The organism is Nocardiopsis sp. LOL_012, from assembly GCF_048060475.1.
Lineage (GTDB): Bacteria > Actinomycetota > Actinomycetes > Streptosporangiales > Streptosporangiaceae > Nocardiopsis.
Genome location: NZ_JBHMIV010000005.1, coordinates 57,066 through 81,886, shown reverse-complemented (window position 1 = coordinate 81,886; position 24,821 = coordinate 57,066). Strand labels below are relative to the sequence as shown.

The window sequence follows — 24,821 nt, the reverse complement described above, 5'->3', positions numbered from 1 at the left end:
ACTGCACCTTAGGTCCTTTTGGTCCCGCAGGGTTCCGGTCGCGAACCTTGCGGGACGCCTCTTGCGCCATTCACCCGTCTCAACGAAAGTCCAGCGGTAGCGTTTCTATGTCTGACAAGCAGCGGAACACCCCCACCAACGAATCCGACACGGACACGCCGACGGCCGCGAAGGACGAGGCGGCGGCGGACCGGGCCCCGGCCGACGGGGCCGACACGGTGGCGGTGGCCACCAAGTCCTCCCCCGGTCGGGAGAAGGACGGGCCTGGCCAGGCGCCGGAGACGCGGGACGACGCGGTCGAGGCTCCGGCCGTGACCACGTCCTCCGGCGGCTCCGACGCCGGTGAGGCCACCTCCGCGGAGAAGCCCTCCGAGGAGAGCAAGGACGGGGAACCGGAAGCCGGCTCCCCGGGCCGGGGCGCCGCGTCCGAAGCGACGGGCTCCTCCGCGACGAAGAAGGAGGAGGCTGTGGACACGCGTTCCGACCAATCCACCGGGGACACCGAAGGGCCGGGGGGAACAGAAGTGACCGAGTCCAAGACGGCTGCCGACAAACAGCCGAGCGCCGTGAAAGCGACGCTGTCGAGCCGCAAGGCACACCTGACGGTCTCCCGCGTGGAGCCCTGGTCGGTGATGAAGTACAGCTTCGTGGTGTCGCTGGTGTGCTTCATCGTCTTGTTCGTGGCGGTCGTGGTCATCTACACGACTCTGTCGATGCTGGGTGTCTTCGACGAGCTCTCCAACATGATGACAGCGCTTCTGGAGGGCGACGGCAGTGAGGACGAGCTCGGCCTCAACCCGTCCGCGTGGTTCTCTCCCGGCCGGGTCCTCGGCTACACCGGCGTGGTCGGTGCACTGAACATCGTGCTCATCACCGCGCTGGCCACCGTGGGCGCGATGCTGTACAACCTGGTCGCCGACCTGGTCGGCGGCATCGACCTCACTCTGACCGAGGCCGAGTAGGGCCCGTCTGTGCCCGGCCCCGAGGCGGGGCCGGGCCGGTGGACCGAGCACACCGGAAAAGCCGGTAAAATCGAAGGTGAGAGGGGCGCGGATCGCCGGGCCCCGCTCCTGTCCGCGCAGCGGAACCGGTTCGCTCCGGTCTCGCCGATGCGGTAGAGTTCCATCCGGAACGAGGGCGTATAGCTCAGTCGGTTAGAGCGCATCCCTGATAAGGATGAGGCCCCAGGTTCAAGTCCTGGTACGCCCACCAGCCAAAAGACCCGCCGGACACCCGGCGGGTCTTTCGTGTACAGCAGCAAAGTACAGCAATCACCGTTCAGACCGGCCGCTGTGCGGCGTCACCTCATCCTCCGGTGATGCTTCCTCCCAGCTTCTTGAGTGCGGCGATGGTGGTGTCGTCGTGCACCTGGGTGTAGAGGTCCATGGTCAGCTTGATCTGACTGTGCCGCAGGATTCGCATAGCGACCCGCGGGTGCACGTCCAGGGCGGCCAGCAGGGTGCCGCACGTCTTGCGGGTGGTGTGCACCTCGATCCGGCGGACCTTCGCCTTGGTGCACCGGGCGTCGAACTGCTTGGTGAAGCTGCGGGGGTCCACCGGCCTGCCCGTGCTGGTGGTGAACACGTAGCCTGACGTCTCCCACTCGGTGGCCTCGGCCCGCTGCTTGTCCTGCTGTTCGGCCCGAAGCCGGAGCGCTTCCGCGCACAGGTCCGGGAGCGGAAGCGTGGCTTCGGAGTCCTCCGTCTTGGTCTTCCTCCGTCGCCGGAGTTCGCCTTTGATCCGCTGGATCTGGAACTCCACGGACACCTCCTGAGCGTCCGTGTCGATCTCGGGCCACCACAGGCCCAGCAGTTCGCCCTTACGAAGTCCCAGCACCAGCAGCAGGACGTAGGCGGCGTAGAGCGGGTCGTCGTCGGCACGGGCCGATGCGAGGAAGCGGTGGACGTCGTCCAGCGTCCAGGGCTTGTCCTTCTTCGGCTTGGGCTTGGACATCTTCAGCAGGGTCGCGACGTTGCGGGACAGGAGCTCTTCACGGACCGCGTTGCTCAGCGCGCTGCGCAGCACCTTGCGGGCCTCGTAGATGTTGCTCTCGGTCGTGAAGCTCTCGCAGCACTCCCCCACCGCGCAGCACCGGCGCTTGTCCGGTCGGCGGTCGGCGTCCTTGCCCTGAGCGCAGCACTGGCAGGTGCGGCGGAGCGTGTTCACCCACGCCCGAAGGTCCTTGGCGGTCAGCTTGTCCAGCTTCTTCTTGCCCAGGTAGGGCACCAGGTAGTAGCGGACGAACTGGCCGTAGGTGCTGACCGTGAGCGGGGAGAAGTCGGGTTCCCGTACGACCTCTTCCATCCAGTACTTCAGGTAGCTCTCCACGGTCGGCACCGACGTGGCCACCGGCCCCTTCTTGGCCTGCATGTGGTTCTTGAGCCACTTCCCGTGGACTTCCTCACGGGTCTTGCCGTAGGACCACTTCCGCGTGCGCTTGCCCTCGGGCGTGTCCACCCACACGTAGGCGGCGAACCCGTTCCGGTAGGGGAAGATCGACCCTTCCCCGTGTGCTCGCTTCGCCATCAGGCGGCCACCTCGGCTTCCTTCTCCAGGAGGGCGACGAACTCCGTGACCGCACCGGCCGGGATCCGGCGTGCGCGGCCGACCTTGACGAAGCGCAGGCGTCCGGCCCGCATCTGCTCGTAGAGCTCGGCACGGGAAAGCCGGAGGACCTTTGTCGCGTCCTCCACGGTGTACAGGGCTTGGGGGAGACGCTGCGCAGGAACGGTGTGCTCGGTCATGATGGACGTACTCCTTCTTCTTTGGGTTGGAGTGCGGTCCCGGGGATCTGCTGGCAGGCGGCCCCGGGGCCGTTTCTTCTCTCGGCGGGTGGGTCAGGCCGTGGTGCGCAGGCTGGTCGCGCACGGGGTGCACATGTCGGGGTAGTCGCTGGACTCGAACCGGCGGAAGCGGTCACCGCAGGACCAGCACGCGCCGGACTCCACCACCACAGGCCCGGCTTCCGGCAGGTCCGCCACATCCGCCACAGCCGACACGCCCCAGGTCAGAGGCGTGTTCTGTGTGGCGGACAGCGCGGGTGTGGCGGATCGGTCCGCCACAGGGACCCCTTCGGAGCCCGCTCCCTGGCTAGCCATGGGCGGGGGGTCGACGGGGGCCGGGCTGCCATCCGGTGGCGGGAGGTAGCGCGACCAGGCGTCGGCCAGGTCCGCCGCGTGGTAGCCCTTGGGGGTGGAGTTGTCGGGCATGCGCACGGTGCGGGACTTGATCGGGTCGCCTGCGGCGGTGGTGTAGTCCTTCAGCAGCCGCGACAGGCCCCGGGAGTCGAGCCCTTTGCCGCCGAGTTCGGCCCAGGGCGCGTCTTCCAACTCGGCCAGCGCGGCCAGGAGGGTGTGGGTGGGGAGCTTGTCGGCGCCCTGGTGGGTGAAGACGGTGCGGGTGTCGGCCAGCAGCCGCACCCCCAGCGACACCCGCCTCGGGTCGGTGCTGGCGGCGACCAGTTCCACGCACGCGCTGCGGGCCTTGTCGGGCCAGGGACCGCCTGCGGCGTCGGCGACCATCAGCAGCGGTTCCCACACGTCGGCGGGCCGGTCGCTGACGCCTTCGGGCATGGCGGGGAACTTCTCCCGGACGCTGTCGGCCACGTGGGCGGCCCAGGCGGTGAGACGGTCGCGCAGGGCGTGGCCTTCGGGTTCGTTGAGGCGCGCCCGGTAGGGTTCGACCCTTTCGTGGGGGGCGCGTCGGCGCATGCGCACGATGACCGAGCGGGTCAGGACGGTGTCGGGCAGCTCTCCCAGTCCGCCCAGGCCGATGGCGGCGTAGGAGGGGAAGGCCACCACGGTCTGGGAGGAGCCGTCGCCCACGCACCGGTAGGAGACGCCCGAGCGGCGGTGTCCGGCGTTGATCAGGCCGCGCAGTTCCTCGTTGTCCTTGGCTTTGGGGCCGAAGACGGTGTCGATCTCGTCGAAGAGGACGGTGGGCTTGCGGTCGGTGTCGGCGATGGCGCGGAACAGCGCGGCGGGGGTGGCGTTGACGGCCAGCATCGGGTTGGGTACCAGGGTTTCCAGGATCTCCAGGGCGCGGGTCTTGCCGGAGCCGGGTTCGGGGGAGAGGAAGGCCAGGCGGGGGGTGGAGTCGAAGGCGTCGATCATGTGGGTGTGGGCGGCCCACAGGGCGGTGGCGGTCGCGGCGGCGTCGTGGGGGAAGACCACGAAGCGGCGCAGGAACGCTTCGACGTCGTCGAGCAGGGCGGGGCCGTGGTCGAGGTGGTCCATGCCGCTGTGCCATCCCTCGGTAGGGGTGCGGTTGTCGGTGCGCCTCATCGGGTGTGCCCTCCGTGCTCGGGGCCGGTAGGGCGGGGCCGCTGGTTGTTCTCGGGCAGGGGGTCGGTGCCCCAGGCCCAGGCTTCGGCGGCCAGGACCACGGCGGCGATCTTGGCGGGGTGGGCCTCGGGCAGGGCGCACCAGGCGGGGGTGCCGTAGGCGGGCGGCGGGGCGGTGGTGTTGCCGCGGGCGATGAGGCGGCGTGCCCATTCGCGGCGGTAGGAGCGCACGTGTGGGCGTGAGGTCTCGGGCATGGGCGGGTGTCCTTCCTCGGGCGGCGCGAAGGCGGTCGGTTGCCGGAGCGGGCGCACGGGCATCCGCAGGTCAGGGCCGGTGTGCCCGGCTCGCCCCGGTTGTAGGGGCAGGGGCGCCCTCTCGGGTGCCCCGGAGCGGGTGGGCACGGCGCCCGGCGGGCGGGCGCGGACGTGTTGGGGTGGGCGGTGTGCAGGTCAGCGGGCGGGCGGCCGGTGGGCGCCCGGGGCGGGCACGCCGTGGGCGGTGTGGGCGGCCGGTGGGCGGGGCCGGTGCAGGCGCATGTGTGTGCCGAACGGGGCGTGGGCGTCCAGGAGGCGTTGGGCCAGGGGCGGGCGGCCGGTGGGCGCGTGGTCGGCGTCGTCGGCGCGCAGGAGTTCCAGCGCCTCATGGGTGGGCACCCACAGGGCGCCGTGGCGGGCGGGCCGGTCGGTGGCGGGGGCGGCGATCCAGGTCAGGTTCAGGTGCGCCGGAGCGAGGGCCTTGTAGGCGCCGGTGATGCGGTCGGGCTCCACCGGTAGGGCGGCGCGTTCGCGCACGCACCGCACGGCCGCTTGGCGGACGCTCTCGCCCGCCTCCAGGGCGGCGGTGGGCAGGGTCCATTCCGGGGCCTGCCAGGGGTCGCGCACCAGCAGCACGCGGCCCTGGTCGTTGAGGGTGACGGTGGTGATGCTGACCTGGTGGCGGGGGGCGGTGAACACCGCCGGCTGTGCGGTGGCCGGCGGGGGTTCGGCCGGGGGCGTGTGCGCGGCGCTGGTGTGGGGCATGATGGGAGTCCTCCCGTTTCGGAGCGTGCTTCGCGGACGGTCGAGGGACCCCGGCACAGCGGCAGTTCTTGGTCGGATTCGGCGCTGTGTCGGGGGCGGATTCAGGCCAGGGCCAGCGCGATGGAGGACTCGCGGATGAGGTCGCGGTCGAACTCGCGGGCCAGCAGCACCGCCTGACGGGTGCGCATCCGGTAGATGATCGCCCGTGTGGGCAGGTGGTCGGGGTCGGACTTGCTCGCCGGGTAGAGCCCTTCCAGCCGGTCGTGGATGGCCGCGAACTCCTTACGGAAGGGCACCCGCAGTTCCACCGGGGGGCCGTCGCAGACGGCGTGGTGGGCCTGGGACTCGGCGGTGTTGATGCGGCGCTTGCCGCCGTAGCGGCGGGCCAGCGCCCGCCCCTGGGGGGTCTTCCAGCCCTGGGAGCGGTTGAGGGAGCGGCACAGGTTGGCGTCCTGCCACAGCGCGATTTCCCCTTCCGAGCGGGCGAAGCCCTGGGCGATCCAGGCGTTGAGGGTGCGCGCGCCCTGGTCTGTGAGGCGGGGCGGGACGAGGGGGCCGCCGGGGCGGGTGGGCAGGATCGGGGGGAGGAGCTTGCCCAGGGCGGCGGTGCGCTCGGTCTGCGAGGCGGGCATGTCCGACAGGGCCAGTGCGAGGGCCTGTTCCATGTTGGACAGGTCGCTGACCCAGGCGTGGGGGTCGGGGGCCTGGTCGTGGTCGTGGTGGTGGCGGGGGCGGGGGACCGTGGTCGTGGTGGTGGGGCGGTCAGCGAGCAGCGGCATCTTCAGCGTCTCCCAGCGTCCAGGTGTGTTCGAGCGCGTCCAAGTACCAGTATTCATATATGAGCCTCATATACAACCCTTGATCTACAAGTTTCCCGTGGGTAGCATTAAAGATGCAGGTCAAAGCCATTCATTGGCGTCAAGTCCGCGAAGGGCGTAAGCTTGTGCCAGCTTGAATATGACCGATATACGAGGATTGGAGCTTGAAGTTGAGTCCTCGCGTTCAGAGGCCGCTGCCTCCGTACCAGCAGATCGCTGACCACTACCGCGACCTGATCACCCAGGGCACCCTCAAGGAGGGTGACCGGCTGCCCACCGTGGCCGAGATCGCCGACGAATGGGGCGTTTCCCCGGGCACCGCCCACAGGGGCATGCAGCAGCTACGGGGTGAGAAGCTGGTTGCCACCAACCAGCAGGGCACCACGGTGCAGACGTTCCGGCAGGCCACTCCCGCGCCGATCGACCGAGTGCACCGAGCATCCGCCGTAACCCATGACCGCATCGAGGTCCGTGAGGCCGGGACCGTCACCGCGCGCGCCTACGTCGGGGACGTCCTCGGCATCAACGCGGACGCGGGCAACATCAAGGTGGTTCGGCGGGAGTCCGTGACCTACCGGGACGGCACACCGCGCATTCTGGCTGTGTCGTGGCTTCCTCTGCACTTCGCCCAGGAGGTGCCCGAGCTGACCGGCTTGGAGCCCATTCCAAGCCTGGTCTCCCTCATCCACGAGAAGGGGGCTAGCACCGCCACACATGGGCGTGACTGGGTAACCGCCCGTCGCGCTGATGAGCGGGAAGCTGAAGCTTTGGGCATCTCTGTCGGAGACCCTGTTCTTGCGGGTACGTCGGTGTGGTCCAACGAAGAGGGGCCCATCGAGTACCGGGAGTACGTCTCTCCCGCTGACCACGTGATCAGTCATGAGTACACGGTGAACCTGTCCTCCCCCCAATAGAAGCAGCCCCCTGAAGCCCCGGCACATGCCGGGGCTTCAGTGTTTTCCCGTCTCCCTGCCTCGTGCTATGTGGCGGCATCTATCCGCCACACGCCACAGATCCGCCACATAAAACAGGCCCCTGACCTGGGGCGTGTCGGCTGTGGCGGATGTGGCGGACCTGCCGGAAGCCGGGGCGGTCACGGGTTCGCTGGTGGGGTACGCCATCTCCGGCCGGGCGGGGGACCCCTGGGGTAGAGCAACGTGTCGAGAGCAGGCGGGCGGAAGGCCGTTACAGAGCCCTGTCTCAAGGCCGTTACGGGGCCTGTAACGGGTTCTGTCACCAGGCCCTGTAACAGGACTCGTAACACCCTAGTGACAGCGACCCGTAACGGGGTCTGAGCAGCCGTAACGTCTGTTCGTAACGGACGCCTGCAAACACCCCCCAAAGCCGCCTTCGAGCCGTGCCACGGACCCCGTGACGGGTGGTTGTCAGCCAGTCGGGAACAGCCGGTGCATGCGGCCTGCCGGGCACCTCTCCCCGTCGATGGGGAGGGGGTGGGCCGGTCTGGTGTCACGGGACATGTGTCAGCAGGTCAGCTCTGTCACGGGCGGTTGACACGACGCTGTCACGAACCCCGTGACAGCGACTCGTGACAGGTGCTGTCACAACGCTCGTGACAGCACCGTGACGGGTCCCGTGACACGTACTGGCACGCCTACTCACCCCATGGCTAGCCATGGGGGCGCACAGCCTCACCCCGGGTTCCGGGTGAGAGCTCCCCGAAAACCGGCTTCGTGAGATGCCCGCAGGTGGGTGAACGCGACCGCCCGAAGGTAATCCATCGTGGCCGGAGACGGAGCAGCAGAGGCGCTCTGAGCGCTTCGCTGTACAGCAGTCGAGTACAGCAGAGCTCACGGATTCCGGTAGACGTCCATGGACGGTCAACGATGCTCCGGCCCAGGTGAACGGCGGTTGTGCCATGGTCGGGTCATCGGTTCTCTTTACTGATAAGGATGAGGCCCCAGGTTCAAGTCCTGGTACGCCCACCCGGTTTTCCCTGGTCAGAGCCTTGCTTCTCCACACGGAGAGCAGGGCTCTTCCTTGTTTGACCGTGGGACCCCACGGCATCCCCTGTCAGAACACACACTCCCCCGGCACTGAACGGCACCGGCCAGACACGAAGTCGACAACAGATCGAATCGCTATGTCGACTCGACTGTAGCCGGTCGGCCCCGCTCGGGCAGGGGCACGCCCAGCAGCTCCAGGAGCTCCGCCGTGACCACCCGGTAGGTCCCGCCGTAGCGAAGGAGCCGACAGGGGAACTCGCCGCGTCTGGCGAGCTCGTAGGCCGTCATCCGCCCCATGTGCAGGGCACGGGCGGCCGTCATCAGGTCGACGGCGGCGGGTAGGTTGTATAGCTCTCGGATCGTGAACGCTTCCGTCTTCGTGGCCACTGCTCTCCCATAGGTGGTCGGAGTTGCTTCTGAAGGGGATAAGACTCCATGTCCACAGGTCGTGACATCGCCACGGAAGACTGTGAGCCTTGGGCCTGACGAGGAGTATGTTCGCCTAGATCCGCTGGCGGGCCGTTTTAGGTATGCGGCGGCCCCCGGCCATCGACCGGGAGCCGTGTGTTCAGGTCGTGTCTGAGGTCGTCGCTCAGTTCTGGTTGTCGCTCCAGCCACGGCATACCCTGCCACGCTGGTCATCGTGCTTCACCGGGAGGAAGGTCTTGGTGTAGCCCACCCACTTGCCGCAGGCCAGGCACTTCATCTTGCCGTTGCGCCGTTGGTTGGCCACGGTCTTGGTGTCGTACGTGGGTTCGGTGCCGTCGGGCGATGAGCCCTTGCACTCCAAGAGCTTGTAGCCGAAGAACCAGACCGACGTCTGGTTGATGTAGTGCTTGCGTCGTCGACCGTTCTTGAGGGACCCGATCTTACGGTCGCAGAAGGGACACATCCCGGGTGCTGCCACCATCATCCTCCCGATCAGTCGTTGAGCATCGCCAGCAGCAGAACGCCACAGAAGATGAAGAACGCGGTGGCCGGCCAGGAGGAGAACTGTCCTTTGAAGTTGCGTGCGGTCACGGAGAGCTCCGAGTGATGGGGGAGAAGGACTCCACCTGACTACCACCGAGCGGTGACATTCCGCAGCGAGTGGCCACAATAGGTCACCGTCGGTCGCACTCCCCGTCTGCTCAGGCAGCCTCTGGTGAGGACCTCAGGTTGTGGGTCGTTTTAGGCATGCGTCGGCCCCTGGTCGTCGACCAGGGGCCGCGTTGTCCTCCGCTAGCGCTGGTTGCTCTTGGTGGTGTTGAGGAACGATGCCCATTCATCCCGGCCAAAGGTGAGGGGTGCCTGTTCCGGAGTCTTGGAGTCCCGGACGGCGTGGAAGGCCGCGGCGTCCGCGATCTCCACACAGTTGCCCTGACTCCCGGAGTAGGACGAGCGGCGGAACTCGAGGGGTGTCATTCGAAGCCTTCCTTGACGTGGGCTATGAGAGCCCGGCTGTCCGTCGTGTTGAGTGCGGCTTCGCGCAAGTGTTCAAAGATCCTCCGGTAACGGGTGACGTCTTCCGGGGAGTCCAGGAACAGGTTCGCGGTCGGCCCCTCTACATACACGGTGGACAGTCCTGCATCCTCTACGTCCAACACCGCGAAGCAAGCCATCTCCATGGCGGTGTGTGATCCGGCGCTGTACGGAAGAACTTGCAGGGTGAGGCGGTTTTGCTGGTGACTCAAGTCTAGAAGGTGCTTCAACTGCGCACGCATCGTGTCTGGGCCTCCGACCGCCTGCCGGATGGCGGCTTCCCCCACGATTGCCCACAGGTGAGGTGTGCCGCGTGAAGTCCAGTCGGCCTGGCGACGCATACGGACCTTGACGAGGTCCTCTATCTCTTCCTCGGTGCCGCGCCAAGAAGCAGCGCCGGCCGTGATGACCGAACGCGCGTAGTCCTCCGTCTGGATGAGCCCGGGGATGAGTTGGGCCTCGTAACTGGACATGTCGGAAGCCGCTGCTTCCAGGCCGATCAGGGTTCCGTAGTGCTTTTCGATCTCATGGCTTTGCCACCAACCCGGCGTCTTCGCGACTGCGCGTAGCTTCATGAGGCGTTCTGTCTCCTCCTCGCTCACCTCGTAGTGAGTGAGAAGCCTGTCCAGGCTGTGCGTGCTGGGCACCTGCCCGTCCGCTCGCCCGGACTCCCACCGGGCCAACGAAGACGGTTGTGTCTTGATCGCCTTCACCACGGCCGTGAACTGCCGGTCACCTCGGAGTCGGCGGAGTTCTTTGGCGAGTAGCCACCTGGCCACGGTCGGGGCATCTGGGGCTGGTGCGCGCCTGTTTGCCATGGGTCACAGCATGCCACAGCCCGCGGAGGCTAGTAGTCGATCAAAGTCGTCTAGCGAAGTTACTTAAAACGACTTGCTTTTGAGTGCTTGCAGGGTGAGACTTGACTCTCATCCGTAGTTGTCTGACCACGGGAGAGCCCCCATGGTGCGCACGCGAGTCCGTCGCCCTGTTGCAACCCCTGTTGTTCCCGGCCCGTGGCGCAAGCACTACGTCCGGGTGTCCCTCGAACAGGGCACCCGAGAGGGCGAACACACTCCGCCGAACAACTGAACACAAAGCGGCCCCGTGACGCGGTCCAGGCGTCCGGGGCCGATGGACAACGCTGCAATGGAGCGCTGACATGAGCGACTTTACCCCTCAAACCCCCATGCGGTTCACCCTCGCAACAGGCGCGCCTCGGCGGCGATCTGGGCGTATTCGCTGCTACCTCTTCTCGGCGGTGAGCGCGTGATGGAACTGTTCCTGCCTGATCAGCGCGACATCTTGGTGACCGACGACGCTGTGATCGCCGAGGGGAACGAGATGACCGGCGCTGAGGTCGGCGAGCTCATCACCCACCTCGACCTCGTACGCCTCGTGACCTTGTGGCGCGAGATGCACCGCGAGTTTCCGCTCGGCTCGTGGGTGCGCAGCGTTCAGGACACGTCCGAGACGCCCGGCATGGTGATCGGCTACAAACAGGGCGCCCCCGGCTCGACCGGTCACGTGCTCGAGGTACGCAGCGTCCGCGGCGAGCGCCGACGGATTCCCGTCGCCGAGGCCAGCGTCGCGCTTCCTCCAAAGGGGGCGTCGTGATCCGGCTCGTACTCGAGTTGTTCGCCGCGGTGCTACGTCCGGCTCGAGGCCGTCACCGGTCGTGCGGTCCTGCTCCGTGCGAGGCACGCATCCCCCGGCAGGCTTGCCGCAAATACCGCGCGTTTCATGCGCCTGCTGAGCTCCTCGGTCGTGAGTTCCCCGCATGGTGCATGATCGCGTTGCCGACCGGCTCGGGCGGTCACTGCTACCTCGCGACCCGAGCCGGTCACGTCGTGCGCGCTGACACCCCCGAACAGGCGCGCCGAGACATGCGAGCGATCGACGAGGCACCGCCCCTGGCGCTCGTGCGCCCCTACGTCGACGCTCACCTCTACCGAAAGGCCATGGTGTGACGTCCCCCAGACCGACGCCCGCCGTACTCGGCGTTCCTCGCAACGCCGCCGAAGCGGTCGGGCTCGCAGTCATCCTGCCCCTGCTCCCGCATGACCCCGACGACCCCGTCGCATCCGTCCAAAGGGTCTTGCGCGAAGCGCTACACAGCTCCGTTCCCGGTACTCCCCAATACCGGGCGCGGTCGGTCGAAGGCAACGCTGACGGCCGAGGTGGTGCCCGTACCCCGTAGCGGGCGCCACCGCCCCCTGGCCCCCGCGCGTCCGGTGTTCCGTCCTGGGCGCGCGGGCCCCGGTACCGCCCCAACAGGGGCGGGGCGGTACCGCCCCGTACGTGCAACGTCGTACGCGCGGCTCTGCGGCCGGAGCCCTACAGCACCGCACAGGGCACGGACCGATACCTCGTCCGGCGTGCGTAGCGGGGCCTGACCGGGGAACAACGGTCGGAGCATGGACCGGACCTGTGACTGGCAGCGCGAGGGGCCCGCTCACCGGCGGGCTTGGATGACGGCGTGGGTGCCGCTGGTACGCCAGTCCTGGCCGCTCTCCTCCATCTCGGCCAGCGTCTCCTCGCGGAGGCCGGTGATGACGTCGGATTTCAGGGTGCGCAGTGCGGCGACCGGCCCAGGGAAGTACGCCGTGGCGTCCTGGAACGAGATCGTGGGTTCCCAGAGCTGGTCGCCCACGAGGCGGCGGTAGTTAAGGTCGCCCTTGAGGATGGTGAGGTCGCCGTTGGAGAGCTCCGCGCGGAGGTCGTCGGGCATGTCCCGGTACGGCAGTGGCGCGCAGAAGAACGGGTGGGCGCTCACCGTGAGCTGGCCACTGCTCATGGCCTGCCACAAGCGCTGACCGATCTCACCGGCTCGGCCCTGAGCCTGGAGCAGTCGCCGGAGACAGTCGATCACGTCTGCCGTCATGGCGTCGGAGACGTAGTAGGGGTAGGGCTTGACGTGAAGCGTGACGGTGCTGGCGTGGCGGTGCCGGAGCAGGTGGTCGATGAGGACCAGGTCCGGGATGAGTTCGCGGCCCGCGTTGTCGGCGACCACGTTGACGGTGACCGGTTCGTCGGTGGTCAGGAGTGACCAGAGCAGGGAGCTGTCGTCGGCGACCAGGTGGGAGACCGCAGCGCTGTGCGCTGCGTCTCCGGCTGAGATGCGAAAGCCCAGGTCGGCGCGGTTGCCCCAGAGCGAGGCATGCAGCAGTGCTTCGGCCTGTTCCTGGCGGGGCCGCGCGGCCAGGTCGTCCAGGGCGCCCAGCTCCTCGGCCAGTTCCTCGCTGCGCAGCTCGGCCTGTTTGAAGGGGGCGAAGGGGTCCACTCCCTGCCAGGGGCCGGGGTCGAAGTATCCGACGGCTTGGAGGAGCTTGCGGTAGAAGTAGCTCTCGGCCCACAGGAACGGGGCGTCGAACCACGAGCGTCCGAAGTGTTCACGTCCCCAGGCAGTCCAGGTGCTGTGGTCGTGAGCGGCTGTCGGCAGCGGTTCGATGACGCCTTCGGTGATCTCCTCCAGCAGGGTGTCGAGGGCGCGGTGCTGCTGGGGTGCGTAGGGGAAGGCGTCGCGGACCTGCTGGATCAGGGCCGGGTGGCGCTTGGCGAGGACACCCCACGCGAACGTTTCGGGGGTGTCGCTCGTGATCACCGGAGCGTTGGGCCCGCTGGCGCTGTCGGATGCTCCCACTGCCATCTCTCCTCGGCTCTTGGTGTACCGCTTGTCAGTTCCTGATCCTCAACGCCACGACACCCGCCGCGCTTCCGACGAGCACCTGGTCCTCACCCCGTTGTACGCCGCGCAGTGCAGTGAGGCGACGAGCTGTACCTCCGACGTCTTCAGGGCGAGGGCCGAACGTATTGGCGGGAAGGAGTTGGAAGGTGACTCTTGCGTGGAGACTTTTGCTATTGATTTTATTGGTTGTACGTAGGATCACGATTAGCATGGTAGTTGTTGGGATCGCGATCTTGAGGATGTCTGGTGGCATTATTTCGAGCACCTTCGGTGCATAGTTTTATTTGATAAGTCTCGTGCGTATCTTATGAACTGAACACAGGGAGAGTTGAGGTGGGGATGAGTGAAGTATGTATGATAGGTAGGATGTCGGCGTTTGCCGACGTGCGGCATCCCCTGTGGCGTCGCCACTCTGCCCACTTCAAGCGGGACCCTGTGTCAACAGTAGCGTCATCTAGTGTTTCTACTGCTGTGTAGTCTGCTGTGTCTACTAGTGTTTCTACTACTGTGTCTACAACCCTTGAGGCCACTGGGGGCACCGCACTAAACAGTGCCCCCAGGCCCTCGGGGTGCCGAGGGGAGTTCATGTTGGGGCTTTGTTTTCTCCGCCTAGGGTTCGGTGCGGACGCCGCGTAGAATCTCAAATGCCGTTGACACTTGGGCGGGGATGACGCCGTTTCCCAGTTCACAGAGCTGTTGGGGCCGGGATATGTCGCAGTCGGTGACTCAGCCCTCGGGAAGCCCCATGAGTCACTCGACCCACAGAGGACTCAGGCGGGGTCGTCCGCGCTGTCCCGTTTCGTGTGGTCGAGGTGAGGACTGTCCGAGCAGGTGTTCCCACCTGTGGATGGTGGGGGCGTAGACGCCCCAGTCGAGGCTGTTGTGTGCCGAACCTGGCATGTTGCCGGATGTGCAGCATCGGTGTCTGGTAGGAGTGCCAGCACAACCTGGCTGAGGGGCGGCCGGAATCCTGTGTCAATGGCCAGTGCGTTCTCTCTGTCCGCTGTCACGGCCCCAGTGACTCCATCTGCCTCCAACTCAGGGTGAGAGTTCCTCTCCCCGGGGAGAGGAACTCTCACTTACGGCGGTGACCGTCGCGGCCCGAGACTTCTCCTGTGTCTGCACAAGGAAAGGGGAGGGACCGCGCGATGAGCGTCATATCCCAGGAAGATGCGGACGAACACCAAGGTTCGGGTGCCGACGTCCCAGAGTTGGTCTACTTCAACCTCTTCGATGACTGCAACGTGCGCTGCAACATGTGTGAATGCTGGAAGAGGACCAGGTCAGCAAGATCGGCCGAGGACTTCAGAGAGGTTCTCGACCGCGTTCTCGCGCGGCGCCCGCGAGCGATCAGATTCACCGGCGGCGAGCCTCTGCTCCTTCGGGGACTGCCAGGCCTTGTACGCCGAGGAGCGGAATCAGGGGCCCGGGTCTCGGTCATCACCAACGGACGCCTGCTCACCTCGAAGGCTCGGCGCCTGGCGGACGCCGGTTGCGCCGAGATCGTCATCAGCCTGGACGGGGTAGGCGCCACCCATGACCGGATCCGGCGGAACCGAGGCCTGTTCGACAAGTGTCTGGCGGGCATCGACGCCGTGACCACGGCGGGCATGAGCTACGGCGTGAACACGGTGGTCCAGCGAATGGGCGTGGAGGACCTCCAGACACTGGCGGACCTCCTGCTCAGCCACGACCTGCCGCCGCGCTGGTGGCATCTGATCCCGGTCCGCGACCACGATGACCTCGTCCCGACCGCCGAACAGCGTTCCCGCCTCCGCCGACTGATCCCCGCGCTGATCGACCGCGCGAAGGAGCACGGTGTCGACGTGATCGCGGACCCCGACATGTTCGGCGAGCAGCGGCCCGCACCATGCACGGTCCCGACGTTCATCGCGTACGTCAGGGCCGACAGCGGCGAAGTCTACGGATGCAACATGCTGGCCTACGCCGATGGCGTCATCGCCGATGTTCGCGAAGGGTCCGCATCCGGTCACTGGGGCGGGTCACGTGCCGAGGACCTGCGCGCGCGGTGTGCCGAGGGGACGAACACGGCCTGCTCTCGATGCGACCCCGCCTCACGCACGATGAATCACTTCCTCCGGCGCCTGGCCGCGGACCACGCGTTGGAAGGAGCGAGTCGATGACGATCGCGCCCGAGACGGGTCCCTTGCGGCTGGCCCTCCACGGCGGCGGACCCGTACGAGCGGAGAGGAGACCGGCCAATCCGCTGATCAGCGATGCCGCCAAGGCCGAGGTCGTGGAAGTCCTGGAGAGCGGCACGCTCGCACAGTTCTACGGCGGCAGCCGAGTGCGGCGGTTCGAGAGCGCCTACGCCAGCTGCTTCCAGCGCAAGCACGCCATCGCGGTGAGCTCCGGCACTGCCGCGCTGCACCTGGCCTATCTGGCGGCCCGGCTCCCGTCCGGGAGCGAGGCCCTCCTCCCAGCCAACGCCTATGTGTCCGCCGCTTCGGCGATGATCCAGGCCGAGATCGTCCCGGTGATCGTCGACATCGACCCCCTCACAGGAGCGATGGACCCGGAGGACTGCGCGCGCAAGATCACTGACCGCACCCGGATGCTGGTCCCGGTCCACATGTACGGCCAGCCGTGCCCGATGCCGGAACTCACCGCGCTCGCCTCCCGTCACGGGCTCGTGGTCATCGAGGACTGCGGTCAATCGCACGGAGCGCCGTCCGCTGGGCGGCTGACCGGTACCTTCGGTCTTGCGGCCGCGTTCAGCCTCTGCTGCCGAAAGCACATCGCCGTCGGTGAGGGCGGCATGGTCATCACCGATGACGACGCCTTCGCCGAAACGGTCCGCGCGTTGGCGCACAAGGGCAAGGGGGAGGACTGGTTCGACTACCGGGAGATGGGCTACAGCTACAACCTCACGGAGGTACAGGCGGTCCTCGGCCTGCACCAGCTCGCCCGGCTCGACGAGGAACTGCGCACGAGAGCGCGATGGGCCGCCCGGCTGCGTGAGGAGCTGGCTGGGCTGGAACTGACCTTCCCGGTCGTACACGACGGGAGCGCGCACGCCTACTTCAAGCTGAACACCCTCGTGCCGACCGGATTGACCTCGTGGCGGGACGAGATCGTGGAGGCCATCCGTGCCGAGGGCGTGGGGTGCGACCCGAGCCACCCCTGCCTGACCGATATCGGATGGCTCCGTGACCAGCGGCCGCCGCTGTTCACGAGGCTGCCCGACGGGCACAGGCCGGACTACCGGGCTGAGGCGGTACCCGTGGCCTCCGACGTCTTGGCGCGTCAGGTCTGCATCGAGCTGGGCCCCGGTCTCGGTGAGGACGACATCACGGCCACCAGCGCCGCCGTCCGCAAGGTCATGGCCTATTACCTGCGTACTCACGACCTGCCAGGGAGGGTTTCATGAGTACGCAGTGGGTGGAGAGCACCGGATCCATGCTGTCCACGGATGATCACCGGAGACTCAGGACCGCTCTGGCCAGATCCGGTCTGGACACCGCTCCCGATGCCGAATGGGACAGTCTCGACGTCGTGTGTGTGCTCGCAGTCCTCGAACACACACTCGGCATGACCCTCGATCCAGCCGCAGCACATCCACGGAGCCTGCGCCGGTACGAGGCACTGGTGGACGCGGTCGAGACGGGTGGGGTCAGGTCCCCGCGGCGAGCGCGGCTCACGCTCGAACTCCCGTCGAGCGGTGAGCCGACCGCAGATGACAGGCGGAAGCGCCGACGCACCGAGTACCGGCTCGCTCTGGCGCACCCGGACGTCCGTTTCTCCGTGAGCCGGTGCGAGGAGCTGCGCGTCCTGGCGGTCGCGGACAGTCCTTCCGCCCTCCCGCTCAGCGCCACCACCCTGTCGGCTCTCGGCTATGGCGAAACGGCTTCTCCCGCCGAGTCCTCCGTACCCCGGGTGAAGGCCAGGTATGGCCTCGCACCCGAGGCTGGTGCGGCTGTCGAGGACATCAAGACTGCCGTACGTGAATTCGTGACCAGCCGTGGAGGTCAGCTGTGGCCGCCAGCCGAATCCCTGATCACGGTGGCCGAACTCCGCGAGCTGGGGTACTACGACGCCCATCCCGAGCAGGTCATCCACCTGGGCCCGGACACCGCCCTCCTCCCGGCCGCCTGTCTCGGTTCCTTCGCTGATCTCGGCCACGGTGGCGATCCCGTCATGGCGACCTTCGACGCGGTCGTCTTCCGACGCGAGCCCGAATACGACGCGGAGCATGGCTGCCTGCCGACGTTCACCTGCCGTGAGATCCTCTGGGCTGGCGACCCAGTGTTCACTGCTCGGACCGCTGCCGCGGTGGCGGACTTCCTGGAAGCACTGGCCGAACAGCTCGGTCTCCACTGCCGCTGGGCGGACGCCGACGATCCGTTCTATCTCTCGAACTGCGCCCCCGGCCGCAAGCACGAACTACGGGCCCGTACCGCCGAAGGTGAGATCACGCTCGCCTCCGTGAACCGCCACGGGGACCACTTCACCGAGCGGGGGTACGTCCGACCGGGCTGGACGACTGGATGCGCGGGGCTCGGGCTGGAGCGCTGGGCCCTGGCCCTGTCCTCCACGGGACGGCGGCTCGCATGACGCCGCTGACCACACGCCTCGTGACGGCCATGTACGGGCAGGAGCTCGCTCAGGAGATGTCCCGCTACGAAGTGCGGTTCCTCCGGCAGCCCCTTGAATGGCTACGCCCCGCGGAGGGCGTCTTCGTCACGGGTACGACGACCGACTCCACACCGCCGAATCCGGACGTGGTGGTCTCGGCCGCCTGCGTGGACCACAGCGAAGCCGACCCCCGGCGCCTGGCCGCGACCGTGCTGGCGGACCTCGTCCACAGCGCAACGGTCGCCCGCCTCCTGGACCGCCCGCTCCTCTTCTTCATCGGAATCGGTGAGGAGATCCGCGTCGTGCCCGGTGGCCACGAACTGGCGTCGGCCTGGCACGAGGTGGCACGGCACGCGGAGTGTCTCTTCGACCAGCTGAACACTCCCGTCGGGTCCCGTCTCGTCCACACGGACGGGGCCGCCCTATGGAAGGCCGTCAGCACGACGGTGGAAATAGACCGGTCCGATCTGCCGAACGACAGGCTCGACGGTCTGTACCACCTGCTGGACGGATCGGCGTTTCCACGCGGAACGCCCTACACGTACTTCTACGACTACTACCGGGCGAACGTCGCCCACTACCGGCGACCCGTGGTCGAGCACGTCATGGGCCCGTGCCCCGACGGGGTTCTCGTCATCGAGAACGTCCAGCAGGTCAAGGCGGTTGCCGAGGCACGTCGGCTCAACGGGGCCTGGCCCACCCACCATCTGGTCACGCTGCCCGCACCGGGACGCTCCGGCGGAGACCGCGCCACCAGGAGCGCCGAAGGTGACCGGATACTCCTCGCGGATCTTCTTCAGGATCCCGTGAAGACCCTGGACGGCGCCGATCCAGATGTCCAAGTCTTCTGGCACTCCGTCATCGGACTCTTCGAACGCTCATGCTCTGAAGGGAGCCTCTCTTGACGTCCAACGGTCCCCACGTCTTCCTGGCGGCGCCCTACACACAGTGGCTCGATCCCTCCACCCGGCTGGTGCGCGCGGATCTGCGAAACCGGCTGAACCGCCTGCGCAGAGGGCTCATCGAGGCGGGTGCCCACGTATTCAGCGCCCATCACAACGAACGCTGGGGAGCGGAGTGGCTCCCCGCCGAAGAATGCACCACCGCCGACTTCCGTGCCATGCGGGTCGCCGACGCCGTCTGTGCGGTGGTCGGATACCCCGCTTCCGGAGGGGGCGCGGTGGAGCTCGGGTGGGCCTCCGCACTCGGCAAGCCGGTCCTCGCCGTCATGGATGACGGCGAGGACTGCACCCCACTGATCAGCGGTCTCCACACCATCACCGACGTGACCTACCTCGAAGCCGACGCGTACTGGTCGGACACCTTCGTGGAGTCCGTGATCCAGGCGACGCTCATCGCGGCGAAGGCAGATACCGAGGCTCCCCCTCATGCTGATGCCGAGTCCGTGCCGGGCGGAACCGGCTACATCGGGATGTCAGGCCGGTGAGCGCCCCACCGGCCCTGGCCGTCTGCGCGGTCGATTTCGGCTGGGGCAGCGCCGGCAAACTCAGCGCGATTCTCGAAGCGATGAAGCGCGGCGGGCTCGAGTCCCGTCTCGTCGTGCTCGGCAGTACACTCGGGCGCCGAATCCTGGCCGCACTCGATGTCGAGGCCTGGTACGAGGAGTGGCCCCGTGACCGGGACCGGCTGCGTGCTCTGCTCGATCGTCACGAGGTGGTGGCCGGTCTGGTGGTGCTCGACCCCGAGGCCGCCGAAGCGTTGCAGGCAGCCGACTGCCCCACGGTCTACGTCGACAGCCTCCCCTACCTGTGGACCGAGGCCGATACCGTCCCGCACGGCGTCGCCGCCTACTGCGCGCAGCAGTGCCCGGTCCTGCCCCGAACAGCGTGGCGGCCGTTGAGCCGGATCGCCCGCCTGCACTGGGTGGACTCCATCGTCAAAAGGGTTTCAGAGAGGTACCGGGATCCCGCCATGGCGGTGATTAACCTCGGTGGGCTGCACTCGCCTACCAACCCGGACGGCAACCCGGCGTATCTGAGGCTCGTACTGGGGCCGACCCTTCGGGCACTGGCCCGGTCCGGGATCACCAGGACGCACGTCTGCGGCAACGTGGGTTCCGAAGACCTGAGTGGGCTCACTGACGAGCTGACGATCATCGACTCGGTGGGGCCCAGAACCCACGAGGACTTCCTCACCCTGACGGCCGGTGCGGGACTGCTCATCACCTCTCCTGGCCTGACTACGCTGTTGGAAGCACAGAGTGCGGGAACCCCGACCGTCTGTCTGCCCCCGCAAAACCTCAGCCAGATCTTCAACTCCGACCGCTTCGCCGACACGGTCGACCAGCGGGCGCGCGTCACCTGGAGCCCCGCGGTGCTCGACCGGGACACTGTGGAACTGGCCCGGTTGAACGGGGAGGAAGCCGCAATCGGGGTCATCGACGCAGCACTGGGCGCCGCCGATCCGGATAGGGTTGCCGCCACGTTGGAGACCGATGTGAGCGCGGCCATTGCATACGTCAGGAGTGCCTTTGTGGGAGGGAGACCGGACGCGACCGACGAAGGTCCCAACCAGGTGTCGGAAATCCTCGGGAACGTGGTCCGTGAAGCGATGGCACAACGGTTGAGCACAGGAGTCCTATGAGTCACCTATCCGTCACGGACATCTCCTACGCCCACCCCGGCGGCGAGGACCTGTTCTTCGGGGTGTCCTTCCTCGTATCCCCCGGCGAGCACGTCGCGCTGATCGGCAACAACGGCGTCGGTAAGTCCACGCTCATGCGGATCCTGGGTGGTGGGCTCGAACCCGACGAAGGCGAGATCTCCATCGGGGGACCAGCGCTCCACATGCCCCAGGACGTGGGATTCGACCGTCCGGACGAGACCATGCGCCAGATGCTGCTGCGGTTCGCCCCACGCCCCCTCGACGAGGTCGGGCATCGAATCACCGACACCGAACGCCGCCTGACCGAGGGCGACGATCGGGCCGGGCTGGAACTGGGAGACGCGATCAGTGAATGGTCCGACCTGGGCGGTTACGAGCTGGAGGCCCGGTGGGACGCGACGCTGCGGCGGGTGGTGCGCTTAGGCCTGTCCGAAGTCGGAGACCGGAAGGTCACAGAACTGTCCGGTGGGGAGCGCAAGCAGATCGTGCTCGACGCCCTGTTCCATTCCGACGCGGCCGTACTCCTTCTCGACGAGCCCGACAACTACCTCGACATTCCAGCGAAGCGATGGCTGGAGAACCTGCTGGCCGCGTCACCGAAGACGGTGCTGCTCATCAGCCACGACCGCGAGCTGCTGGGCAGGGCCGCCGCCAAGGTCGTCACCCTGGAGGCCACCGGGGCCTGGATCCACCCCGAGTCCTACGTGACCTACGAGGAGGCCCGGGAGAAGCGTCAGCGGTCACTCGGAGACGAGCTACAGCGGTGGAAGGAGGAGGAACGGCGCCTCTTCCAGCACTACAAGATCATGAAGCAGCGGGCCGCCCTCAATTCCCGCAACGCTCCCAAAGCAGACGCCGCGGAGACCCGTTGGCGCAGGTTCGTCGACGCCGGGCCCCCACCGCCTCCGGTCCCGGAGCAGAGGATCCACGTACGGCTGCGCGGTTCGGCGTCAGGTCGACGTGTGCTGCGCTGCGGAAGCCTGGGACTCGACGGTCTTGTCCTGCCCTTCGACACCGAGCTGCGCTTCGGCGAACGTGCAGGTCTGATCGGTCCGAACGGGTCCGGGAAATCCCACCTCATGCGGCTGTTCGCCGGTGAGGACGTTCCCTTTGAAGGGTCCTACGAGCTGGGAAGCCGGGTCCGGCCAGGCCACTTCACCCAGGTTAACGTCCGGGACGACTTCCTCGGATCCGTGGTGGTCGACATCGTCAGCCGGTGGACCGGCAACCATGAGGCCTCGATGTCCGCTCTGGCCCGCTACGGACTACAGGCCTCCGCGCACCGCCCCTACGACACCCTCTCCGGAGGGCAGAAGGCGCGCCTGGAAGTCCTCTGCCTAGAGCTCGAAGGGAGCAATCTGCTGCTGTTGGACGAGCCGACCGACAACCTCGACATCGACTCCTCGGTCGCGTTGGAACACGCGCTCGACGGGTTCGAGGGAACGGTACTGGCCGTCTCGCACGACCGGGCGTTCCTCCGGACCCTCGACCGGTTCCTGTACCTCCAGCACGACGGCAGGTTCTTCGAGATCACGGACTACGAGGACGCGGTCCGCGTCGTGGCGGGCGAAGCCGATCCGTACTCCTCCGCTTCCATCAGGTCCCTCACCGTTCGGCGGACCTAACGGCACCTGACGGTGGTCGGAAGGGACGCCGTGTTGATCGCGACGATCCGCGACAGTTCCGGCCGACCACCGCTCGTGAGACGGAAGGCGAGCACCGTGAGGTGGGCCTCCGCCAGCTGGAACATCCGGGCCCCCGGCGCGATGCCGCAGAGCGCGCTGACCGCCCAGCAGTGCGGGCCTCCGTGGGACACGGCGACGACCCGCCTGTAGGAACCTGAGACGAGCCGTTCGACGCTTTCCCGACCCCGTTGGACCGCGGCGGCGAAGGATTCATCGCCGTCGATCACCAGATCGTCGGTGTTCCGGCGGTGCACGGCCTCCAGGACCGCCGGGCCATGTCGCACGGCGATCTCATCGAGGCTGAGTCCCTCCAGGCTGTGGAAGGTCCGTTCCAAGAGGCCGGGCTCGAGCTCCGGTTCCATACCGATGCGCTCGGCGATCCGCGCGGCCGTCTGCCTGGCTCGCAGGGACGGCGAACTGTAGAGACGCTCCGGGCGGAAAGCGGCGACCTCCTTCGCAACCCGCTGTGCCGCGCTCTCACCTTTCTCAGTGAGGGGGCGTTGGTCGTCGGCGTCCCAGACATCCTGGCTGCTCACGGCCTCGCCGTGCCGCACGAAGACCAACAGACGCTCACTCTCGGCCATATGACCACCTCCAGCAGTCGGGGAGTTCCGTTCGCAGCTTTGTTCGGTACCAATCGCGCCAGCGGGTCTCGACCGACGCGTTCCACTTCCCGGCCGCCGCACGCTCCTCATCCGTGACAGGACGCTCGGTGATGAAAGCCGTCCACAGGGGCAAGAGCTGGAACCCCCGTCTGGCTTTCGCCTCGTAGGCTCCCAGCCCCGCGTACACCCAGTTCAGGTCTTGCTCATGCGCGTAACGCAGTGGAGCACCATAGGCCAGGACGAAGTAGGCGCCGTCCCTGTCGACCAGGTCGTCGGTAGCGCCGAAGGAGCGGGTATGGAAACCGCCGTGGGAGGCGATCGCGGTGGTCACGGCCACCAGCCGCCCTGCCCGCCTCGCGGTGAAGGCGATCATCCTCCGCCCCATGATGTCCGCCTGGGCCATGAGCAGACTCTCGGTTCTCTTCCGATCAGCGAGGCCGCCGCGTCGCGCGGTACCGGCGACGATGAGATTGAGCGCCTCGTCGGCGATCTCGGCCAGGGGCTCGACCCCGAGCTCCAGGCCCGCGTCCGAGAAGCGTCGTTCCTCCCGCAGTAGTTTCCAGCGGCGCCGCGCGGACATCTCCGCCAAGTGTTCCTCGAAGCTCGGCTGGCGGATCTCCATGAACGTCGTCGGCTCACAGCGCAGCACCAGGGTGTTCTCCGGCTTGGCGGCGATGATCCGCGCCGCCGCGTCCTGAGTGAGGAACGGCCAGGCCAGCGAGCGGTGAGCGTGCTCCGTTGAGAGGGACAACGCCCGTTCGACGAGTCCGGCGACCGCCGCCGTGCTGCCGTGGGCTTCGGGATCAGATCGCACCGGGCCGATGGACACCGTGCTGTTCCACGAACCGACGGTCAAACAGGGGGTCCAGCCCGGAGCGGACCCGAGAGCGGGCCGCAGGACACTGCTCGCGTGGTCGTACCCGCCGCCCGGCCGCACCCCGTCGACGAGAACGGGGAGCATCGCCGGGTCGCTGGAGGGGGTGACCAGGTAGCGGAAGCGCGCGCCCGCGGCCTCGGCGAGACGGAACCACTCCGGTGAGGAGAAGAGTCCCGCGAAACGCTCGCTCTGCGGCCACACCTCATCTGGTACGCCGCTCACCGTGTCGAATTCCCTGATCTTCGTCATTCCCGCCCGCCGTAGGTGACCGCCAGGCCTATGCCCCGCTCGAACCGCTGGCGCAGACGGGCGTCATGGGCCTGCCGCTCATGTCGAAGCCGGTGGACCGCGCTGCCCGAAGGCCATGCGAGGTCGACCCGTTCCCGGGTGCCGGTGGCCAGAAGTTGCTTCAGAGTGTCCGGACTGCCGAACAGGTCGACGCGTTCCAGGTCGGCGTCGGCCCAGCACTGGGGAAGTCCATCGACCATGAGGAACATGCCGGGGGCGTACCGTCCGAAGCGGGCGTCGAAGGACCACTCCAGTGCGTACACGGTGGAATCGTGCCTCGCGTCCAGCCGGTAGGCGATCGGACGTCCGTCCAGCATCGCGGCGGACAGCCGGACCACGCCTTCGTCCAGGAGGTCCTGGTAGTAGCCGAGCTGCCCCTCGCTGGCCAGATCGAGTCCGACCGAGGCCTTCCAGGAGCGCCCCTCGATGTCGGCCAGGGCGGATCGGGCGGCGTTACCGGCGAGGACCTCCATCCTCAGTGCCTTCCTCCACCGACGCGCCTTGCGCCGGGCCTGCGAACCATGGCGATCGTGGAACCTGTTGAGGATGCCGTGTCCTTGGTCCTCCCAGTCGATCACCGGAGAGTGGCTGCGGTTCCACACCGCCATACCGGGAACCGCCGCGAGGGCTCCCGCCGCAGCGGTCTCGGGGTAGGCGAGCGGAAAGTACAGGTACGCCGCGTCAAGGTCACGGGCGATCCACCCCAGCAGCCGTCGCAGGGTCTCCGGTTCCAGCTCCCGATCGGCCAGGACGGGCGCACCGGGAAACACGGACCGCCAGTGGTCCCCCGACCTTCGGAAGGCGAACAGGCAGCGGGGCTCCTCGTCCGGCCAGACGTAGACGGCGTGGTCGGACGCGATCGAGGAGAGCCTCGCCGCGAGCACCGCTGGATGCTGGTGTGGCATCTCTCCCGCC

24 protein-coding genes and 1 tRNA gene are annotated in these 24,821 nt (G+C 67.4%); 11 read left to right on the top strand and 14 right to left on the bottom strand.

Annotation, left to right across the window (positions count from 1 at the left end; genetic code table 11):
- Positions 1-107 precede the first annotated feature (107 nt).
- Together ACFHWE_RS04810 and ACFHWE_RS04805 are read left to right on the top strand one after the other, a co-directional pair.
- Positions 108-962, top strand: coding sequence for a DUF3566 domain-containing protein (locus ACFHWE_RS04810; protein WP_416599378.1), 855 nt, complete (start codon positions 108-110; stop codon positions 960-962).
- A 173-nt stretch (positions 963-1,135) separates the two neighbouring features.
- Positions 1,136-1,212: transfer RNA gene (locus tag ACFHWE_RS04805), tRNA-Ile, on the top strand.
- 93 nt (positions 1,213-1,305) lie between these two features.
- On the opposite strand, the gene ACFHWE_RS04800 is transcribed toward ACFHWE_RS04805, so the two are convergent.
- From ACFHWE_RS04800 to ACFHWE_RS04775, 6 genes are all read right to left on the bottom strand, one after another.
- Entirely contained in the window at positions 1,306-2,526 is a 1,221-nt protein-coding gene (locus tag ACFHWE_RS04800; protein ID WP_416599377.1) for a tyrosine-type recombinase/integrase, read from the bottom strand.
- Positions 2,526-2,744 carry a helix-turn-helix domain-containing protein gene (locus tag ACFHWE_RS04795; RefSeq protein WP_416599376.1) on the bottom strand — a complete coding sequence of 73 codons (219 nt, stop codon included), beginning with the start codon at positions 2,742-2,744 and terminating at the stop codon, positions 2,526-2,528. The genes ACFHWE_RS04800 and ACFHWE_RS04795 overlap by 1 nt, the downstream gene beginning before the upstream one ends.
- 93 nt (positions 2,745-2,837) lie before the next feature.
- Entirely contained in the window at positions 2,838-4,283 is a 1,446-nt protein-coding gene (locus ACFHWE_RS04790) for a DUF3631 domain-containing protein (protein ID WP_416599375.1), read from the bottom strand.
- A complete protein-coding gene (locus ACFHWE_RS04785; RefSeq protein WP_416599374.1) occupies positions 4,280-4,537 on the bottom strand; it encodes a DUF2742 domain-containing protein in 258 nt (85 codons plus the stop codon). The genes ACFHWE_RS04790 and ACFHWE_RS04785 overlap by 4 nt, the downstream gene beginning before the upstream one ends.
- A gap of 195 nt (positions 4,538-4,732) precedes the next feature.
- The gene (locus ACFHWE_RS04780; RefSeq protein ID WP_416599373.1) at positions 4,733-5,302 is read right to left on the bottom strand and encodes an NUDIX hydrolase; all 570 of its coding nucleotides are present in this window, start codon (positions 5,300-5,302) and stop codon (positions 4,733-4,735) included.
- A gap of 101 nt (positions 5,303-5,403) precedes the next feature.
- Positions 5,404-6,081, bottom strand: coding sequence for a hypothetical protein (locus ACFHWE_RS04775; protein ID WP_416599372.1), 678 nt, complete (start codon positions 6,079-6,081; stop codon positions 5,404-5,406).
- A gap of 203 nt (positions 6,082-6,284) precedes the next feature.
- Here ACFHWE_RS04775 and ACFHWE_RS04770 point away from each other — a divergent pair, with 203 nt between their 5' ends.
- Positions 6,285-7,034 (top strand): GntR family transcriptional regulator, encoded by a 750-nt coding sequence (locus ACFHWE_RS04770; RefSeq protein ID WP_416599371.1) that lies wholly within the window; start codon positions 6,285-6,287, stop codon positions 7,032-7,034.
- Positions 7,035-8,219: 1,185 nt separating this feature from the next.
- On the opposite strand, the gene ACFHWE_RS04765 is transcribed toward ACFHWE_RS04770, so the two are convergent.
- From ACFHWE_RS04765 to ACFHWE_RS04750, 4 genes are all read right to left on the bottom strand, one after another.
- Positions 8,220-8,471: a helix-turn-helix domain-containing protein gene (locus ACFHWE_RS04765; RefSeq protein WP_416599370.1), complete on the bottom strand. Its 252-nt coding sequence runs from the start codon at positions 8,469-8,471 to the stop codon at positions 8,220-8,222.
- A 205-nt stretch (positions 8,472-8,676) separates the two neighbouring features.
- The gene (locus ACFHWE_RS04760) at positions 8,677-8,976 is read right to left on the bottom strand and encodes a hypothetical protein (RefSeq protein WP_416599369.1); all 300 of its coding nucleotides are present in this window, start codon (positions 8,974-8,976) and stop codon (positions 8,677-8,679) included.
- 329 nt (positions 8,977-9,305) lie between these two features.
- Entirely contained in the window at positions 9,306-9,488 is a 183-nt protein-coding gene (locus ACFHWE_RS04755) for a DUF397 domain-containing protein (protein ID WP_416599368.1), read from the bottom strand.
- The gene (locus ACFHWE_RS04750) at positions 9,485-10,363 is read right to left on the bottom strand and encodes a helix-turn-helix domain-containing protein (RefSeq protein ID WP_416599367.1); all 879 of its coding nucleotides are present in this window, start codon (positions 10,361-10,363) and stop codon (positions 9,485-9,487) included. Before ACFHWE_RS04750 ends, ACFHWE_RS04755 begins: the two co-directional genes overlap by 4 nt.
- Before the next feature lie 451 nt (positions 10,364-10,814).
- Between ACFHWE_RS04750 and ACFHWE_RS04745 the strand changes: the two genes are divergently transcribed.
- The gene (locus ACFHWE_RS04745; RefSeq protein WP_416599366.1) at positions 10,815-11,159 is read left to right on the top strand and encodes a hypothetical protein; all 345 of its coding nucleotides are present in this window, start codon (positions 10,815-10,817) and stop codon (positions 11,157-11,159) included.
- A gap of 838 nt (positions 11,160-11,997) precedes the next feature.
- Here the strand turns inward: ACFHWE_RS04745 and ACFHWE_RS04740 are convergent.
- On the bottom strand, positions 11,998-13,191 hold the full coding sequence (locus ACFHWE_RS04740) for a damage-control phosphatase ARMT1 family protein (protein ID WP_416599365.1): 1,194 nt from the start codon (positions 13,189-13,191) through the stop codon (positions 11,998-12,000).
- Between the two features lie 1,187 nt (positions 13,192-14,378).
- On the opposite strand from ACFHWE_RS04740, the gene ACFHWE_RS04735 reads away from it, so the two are divergent.
- The 7 genes from ACFHWE_RS04735 to ACFHWE_RS04705 are packed head-to-tail and all read left to right on the top strand — an operon-like array spanning position 14,379 to position 22,076.
- Entirely contained in the window at positions 14,379-15,374 is a 996-nt protein-coding gene (locus tag ACFHWE_RS04735; RefSeq protein ID WP_416599364.1) for a radical SAM/SPASM domain-containing protein, read from the top strand.
- A complete protein-coding gene (locus tag ACFHWE_RS04730; RefSeq protein ID WP_416599363.1) occupies positions 15,371-16,621 on the top strand; it encodes a DegT/DnrJ/EryC1/StrS family aminotransferase in 1,251 nt (416 codons plus the stop codon). The genes ACFHWE_RS04735 and ACFHWE_RS04730 overlap by 4 nt, the downstream gene beginning before the upstream one ends.
- A complete protein-coding gene (locus ACFHWE_RS04725) occupies positions 16,618-17,805 on the top strand; it encodes a hypothetical protein (protein WP_416599362.1) in 1,188 nt (395 codons plus the stop codon). Before ACFHWE_RS04730 ends, ACFHWE_RS04725 begins: the two co-directional genes overlap by 4 nt.
- Complete coding sequence (locus tag ACFHWE_RS04720; protein WP_416599361.1) at positions 17,802-18,731, top strand: hypothetical protein; 930 nt, start codon at positions 17,802-17,804, stop codon at positions 18,729-18,731. Before ACFHWE_RS04725 ends, ACFHWE_RS04720 begins: the two co-directional genes overlap by 4 nt.
- Positions 18,728-19,273, top strand: coding sequence for a nucleoside 2-deoxyribosyltransferase (locus ACFHWE_RS04715; RefSeq protein WP_416599360.1), 546 nt, complete (start codon positions 18,728-18,730; stop codon positions 19,271-19,273). Before ACFHWE_RS04720 ends, ACFHWE_RS04715 begins: the two co-directional genes overlap by 4 nt.
- A complete protein-coding gene (locus tag ACFHWE_RS04710) occupies positions 19,270-20,430 on the top strand; it encodes a hydroxymethylcytosylglucuronate/cytosylglucuronate synthase (protein ID WP_416599359.1) in 1,161 nt (386 codons plus the stop codon). The genes ACFHWE_RS04715 and ACFHWE_RS04710 overlap by 4 nt, the downstream gene beginning before the upstream one ends.
- Entirely contained in the window at positions 20,427-22,076 is a 1,650-nt protein-coding gene (locus tag ACFHWE_RS04705; RefSeq protein ID WP_416599358.1) for an ABC-F family ATP-binding cassette domain-containing protein, read from the top strand. The genes ACFHWE_RS04710 and ACFHWE_RS04705 overlap by 4 nt, the downstream gene beginning before the upstream one ends.
- Here ACFHWE_RS04705 and ACFHWE_RS04700 read toward each other — a convergent pair.
- Genes ACFHWE_RS04700 through ACFHWE_RS04690 form a run of 3 tightly spaced genes read right to left on the bottom strand, consistent with a single transcriptional unit; the run spans position 22,073 to position 24,811 of the window.
- Positions 22,073-22,720, bottom strand: a complete 648-nt coding sequence (locus ACFHWE_RS04700) for a histidine phosphatase family protein (RefSeq protein ID WP_416599357.1) — start codon at positions 22,718-22,720, stop codon at positions 22,073-22,075. The genes ACFHWE_RS04705 and ACFHWE_RS04700 overlap by 4 nt on opposite strands.
- Entirely contained in the window at positions 22,707-23,867 is a 1,161-nt protein-coding gene (locus ACFHWE_RS04695) for a peptidogalycan biosysnthesis protein (RefSeq protein ID WP_416599356.1), read from the bottom strand. Before ACFHWE_RS04695 ends, ACFHWE_RS04700 begins: the two co-directional genes overlap by 14 nt.
- Positions 23,864-24,811, bottom strand: a complete 948-nt coding sequence (locus ACFHWE_RS04690; RefSeq protein WP_416599355.1) for a GNAT family N-acetyltransferase — start codon at positions 24,809-24,811, stop codon at positions 23,864-23,866. The genes ACFHWE_RS04695 and ACFHWE_RS04690 overlap by 4 nt, the downstream gene beginning before the upstream one ends.
- Between the last annotated feature and the right edge of the window lie 10 nt (positions 24,812-24,821).

What these genes read in the sequence shown, in the direction of transcription:
- ACFHWE_RS04810 (WP_416599378.1), top strand. Translation starts at nt 108, where the DNA reads ATGTCTGACAAGCAGCGGAACACCCCCACCAACGAATCCGACACGGAC.
- ACFHWE_RS04800 (WP_416599377.1), bottom strand. Translation starts at nt 2,526, where the DNA reads ATGGCGAAGCGAGCACACGGGGAAGGGTCGATCTTCCCCTACCGGAAC.
- ACFHWE_RS04795 (WP_416599376.1), bottom strand. Translation starts at nt 2,744, where the DNA reads ATGACCGAGCACACCGTTCCTGCGCAGCGTCTCCCCCAAGCCCTGTAC.
- ACFHWE_RS04790 (WP_416599375.1), bottom strand. Translation starts at nt 4,283, where the DNA reads ATGAGGCGCACCGACAACCGCACCCCTACCGAGGGATGGCACAGCGGC.
- ACFHWE_RS04785 (WP_416599374.1), bottom strand. Translation starts at nt 4,537, where the DNA reads ATGCCCGAGACCTCACGCCCACACGTGCGCTCCTACCGCCGCGAATGG.
- ACFHWE_RS04780 (WP_416599373.1), bottom strand. Translation starts at nt 5,302, where the DNA reads ATGCCCCACACCAGCGCCGCGCACACGCCCCCGGCCGAACCCCCGCCG.
- ACFHWE_RS04775 (WP_416599372.1), bottom strand. Translation starts at nt 6,081, where the DNA reads ATGCCGCTGCTCGCTGACCGCCCCACCACCACGACCACGGTCCCCCGC.
- ACFHWE_RS04760 (WP_416599369.1), bottom strand. Translation starts at nt 8,976, where the DNA reads ATGTGTCCCTTCTGCGACCGTAAGATCGGGTCCCTCAAGAACGGTCGA.
- ACFHWE_RS04755 (WP_416599368.1), bottom strand. Translation starts at nt 9,488, where the DNA reads ATGACACCCCTCGAGTTCCGCCGCTCGTCCTACTCCGGGAGTCAGGGC.
- ACFHWE_RS04750 (WP_416599367.1), bottom strand. Translation starts at nt 10,363, where the DNA reads ATGGCAAACAGGCGCGCACCAGCCCCAGATGCCCCGACCGTGGCCAGG.
- ACFHWE_RS04745 (WP_416599366.1), top strand. Translation starts at nt 10,815, where the DNA reads ATGGAACTGTTCCTGCCTGATCAGCGCGACATCTTGGTGACCGACGAC.
- ACFHWE_RS04740 (WP_416599365.1), bottom strand. Translation starts at nt 13,191, where the DNA reads ATGGCAGTGGGAGCATCCGACAGCGCCAGCGGGCCCAACGCTCCGGTG.
- ACFHWE_RS04735 (WP_416599364.1), top strand. Translation starts at nt 14,379, where the DNA reads ATGAGCGTCATATCCCAGGAAGATGCGGACGAACACCAAGGTTCGGGT.
- ACFHWE_RS04730 (WP_416599363.1), top strand. Translation starts at nt 15,371, where the DNA reads ATGACGATCGCGCCCGAGACGGGTCCCTTGCGGCTGGCCCTCCACGGC.
- ACFHWE_RS04725 (WP_416599362.1), top strand. Translation starts at nt 16,618, where the DNA reads ATGAGTACGCAGTGGGTGGAGAGCACCGGATCCATGCTGTCCACGGAT.
- ACFHWE_RS04720 (WP_416599361.1), top strand. Translation starts at nt 17,802, where the DNA reads ATGACGCCGCTGACCACACGCCTCGTGACGGCCATGTACGGGCAGGAG.
- ACFHWE_RS04705 (WP_416599358.1), top strand. Translation starts at nt 20,427, where the DNA reads ATGAGTCACCTATCCGTCACGGACATCTCCTACGCCCACCCCGGCGGC.
- ACFHWE_RS04700 (WP_416599357.1), bottom strand. Translation starts at nt 22,720, where the DNA reads ATGGCCGAGAGTGAGCGTCTGTTGGTCTTCGTGCGGCACGGCGAGGCC.
- ACFHWE_RS04695 (WP_416599356.1), bottom strand. Translation starts at nt 23,867, where the DNA reads ATGACGAAGATCAGGGAATTCGACACGGTGAGCGGCGTACCAGATGAG.
- ACFHWE_RS04690 (WP_416599355.1), bottom strand. Translation starts at nt 24,811, where the DNA reads ATGCCACACCAGCATCCAGCGGTGCTCGCGGCGAGGCTCTCCTCGATC.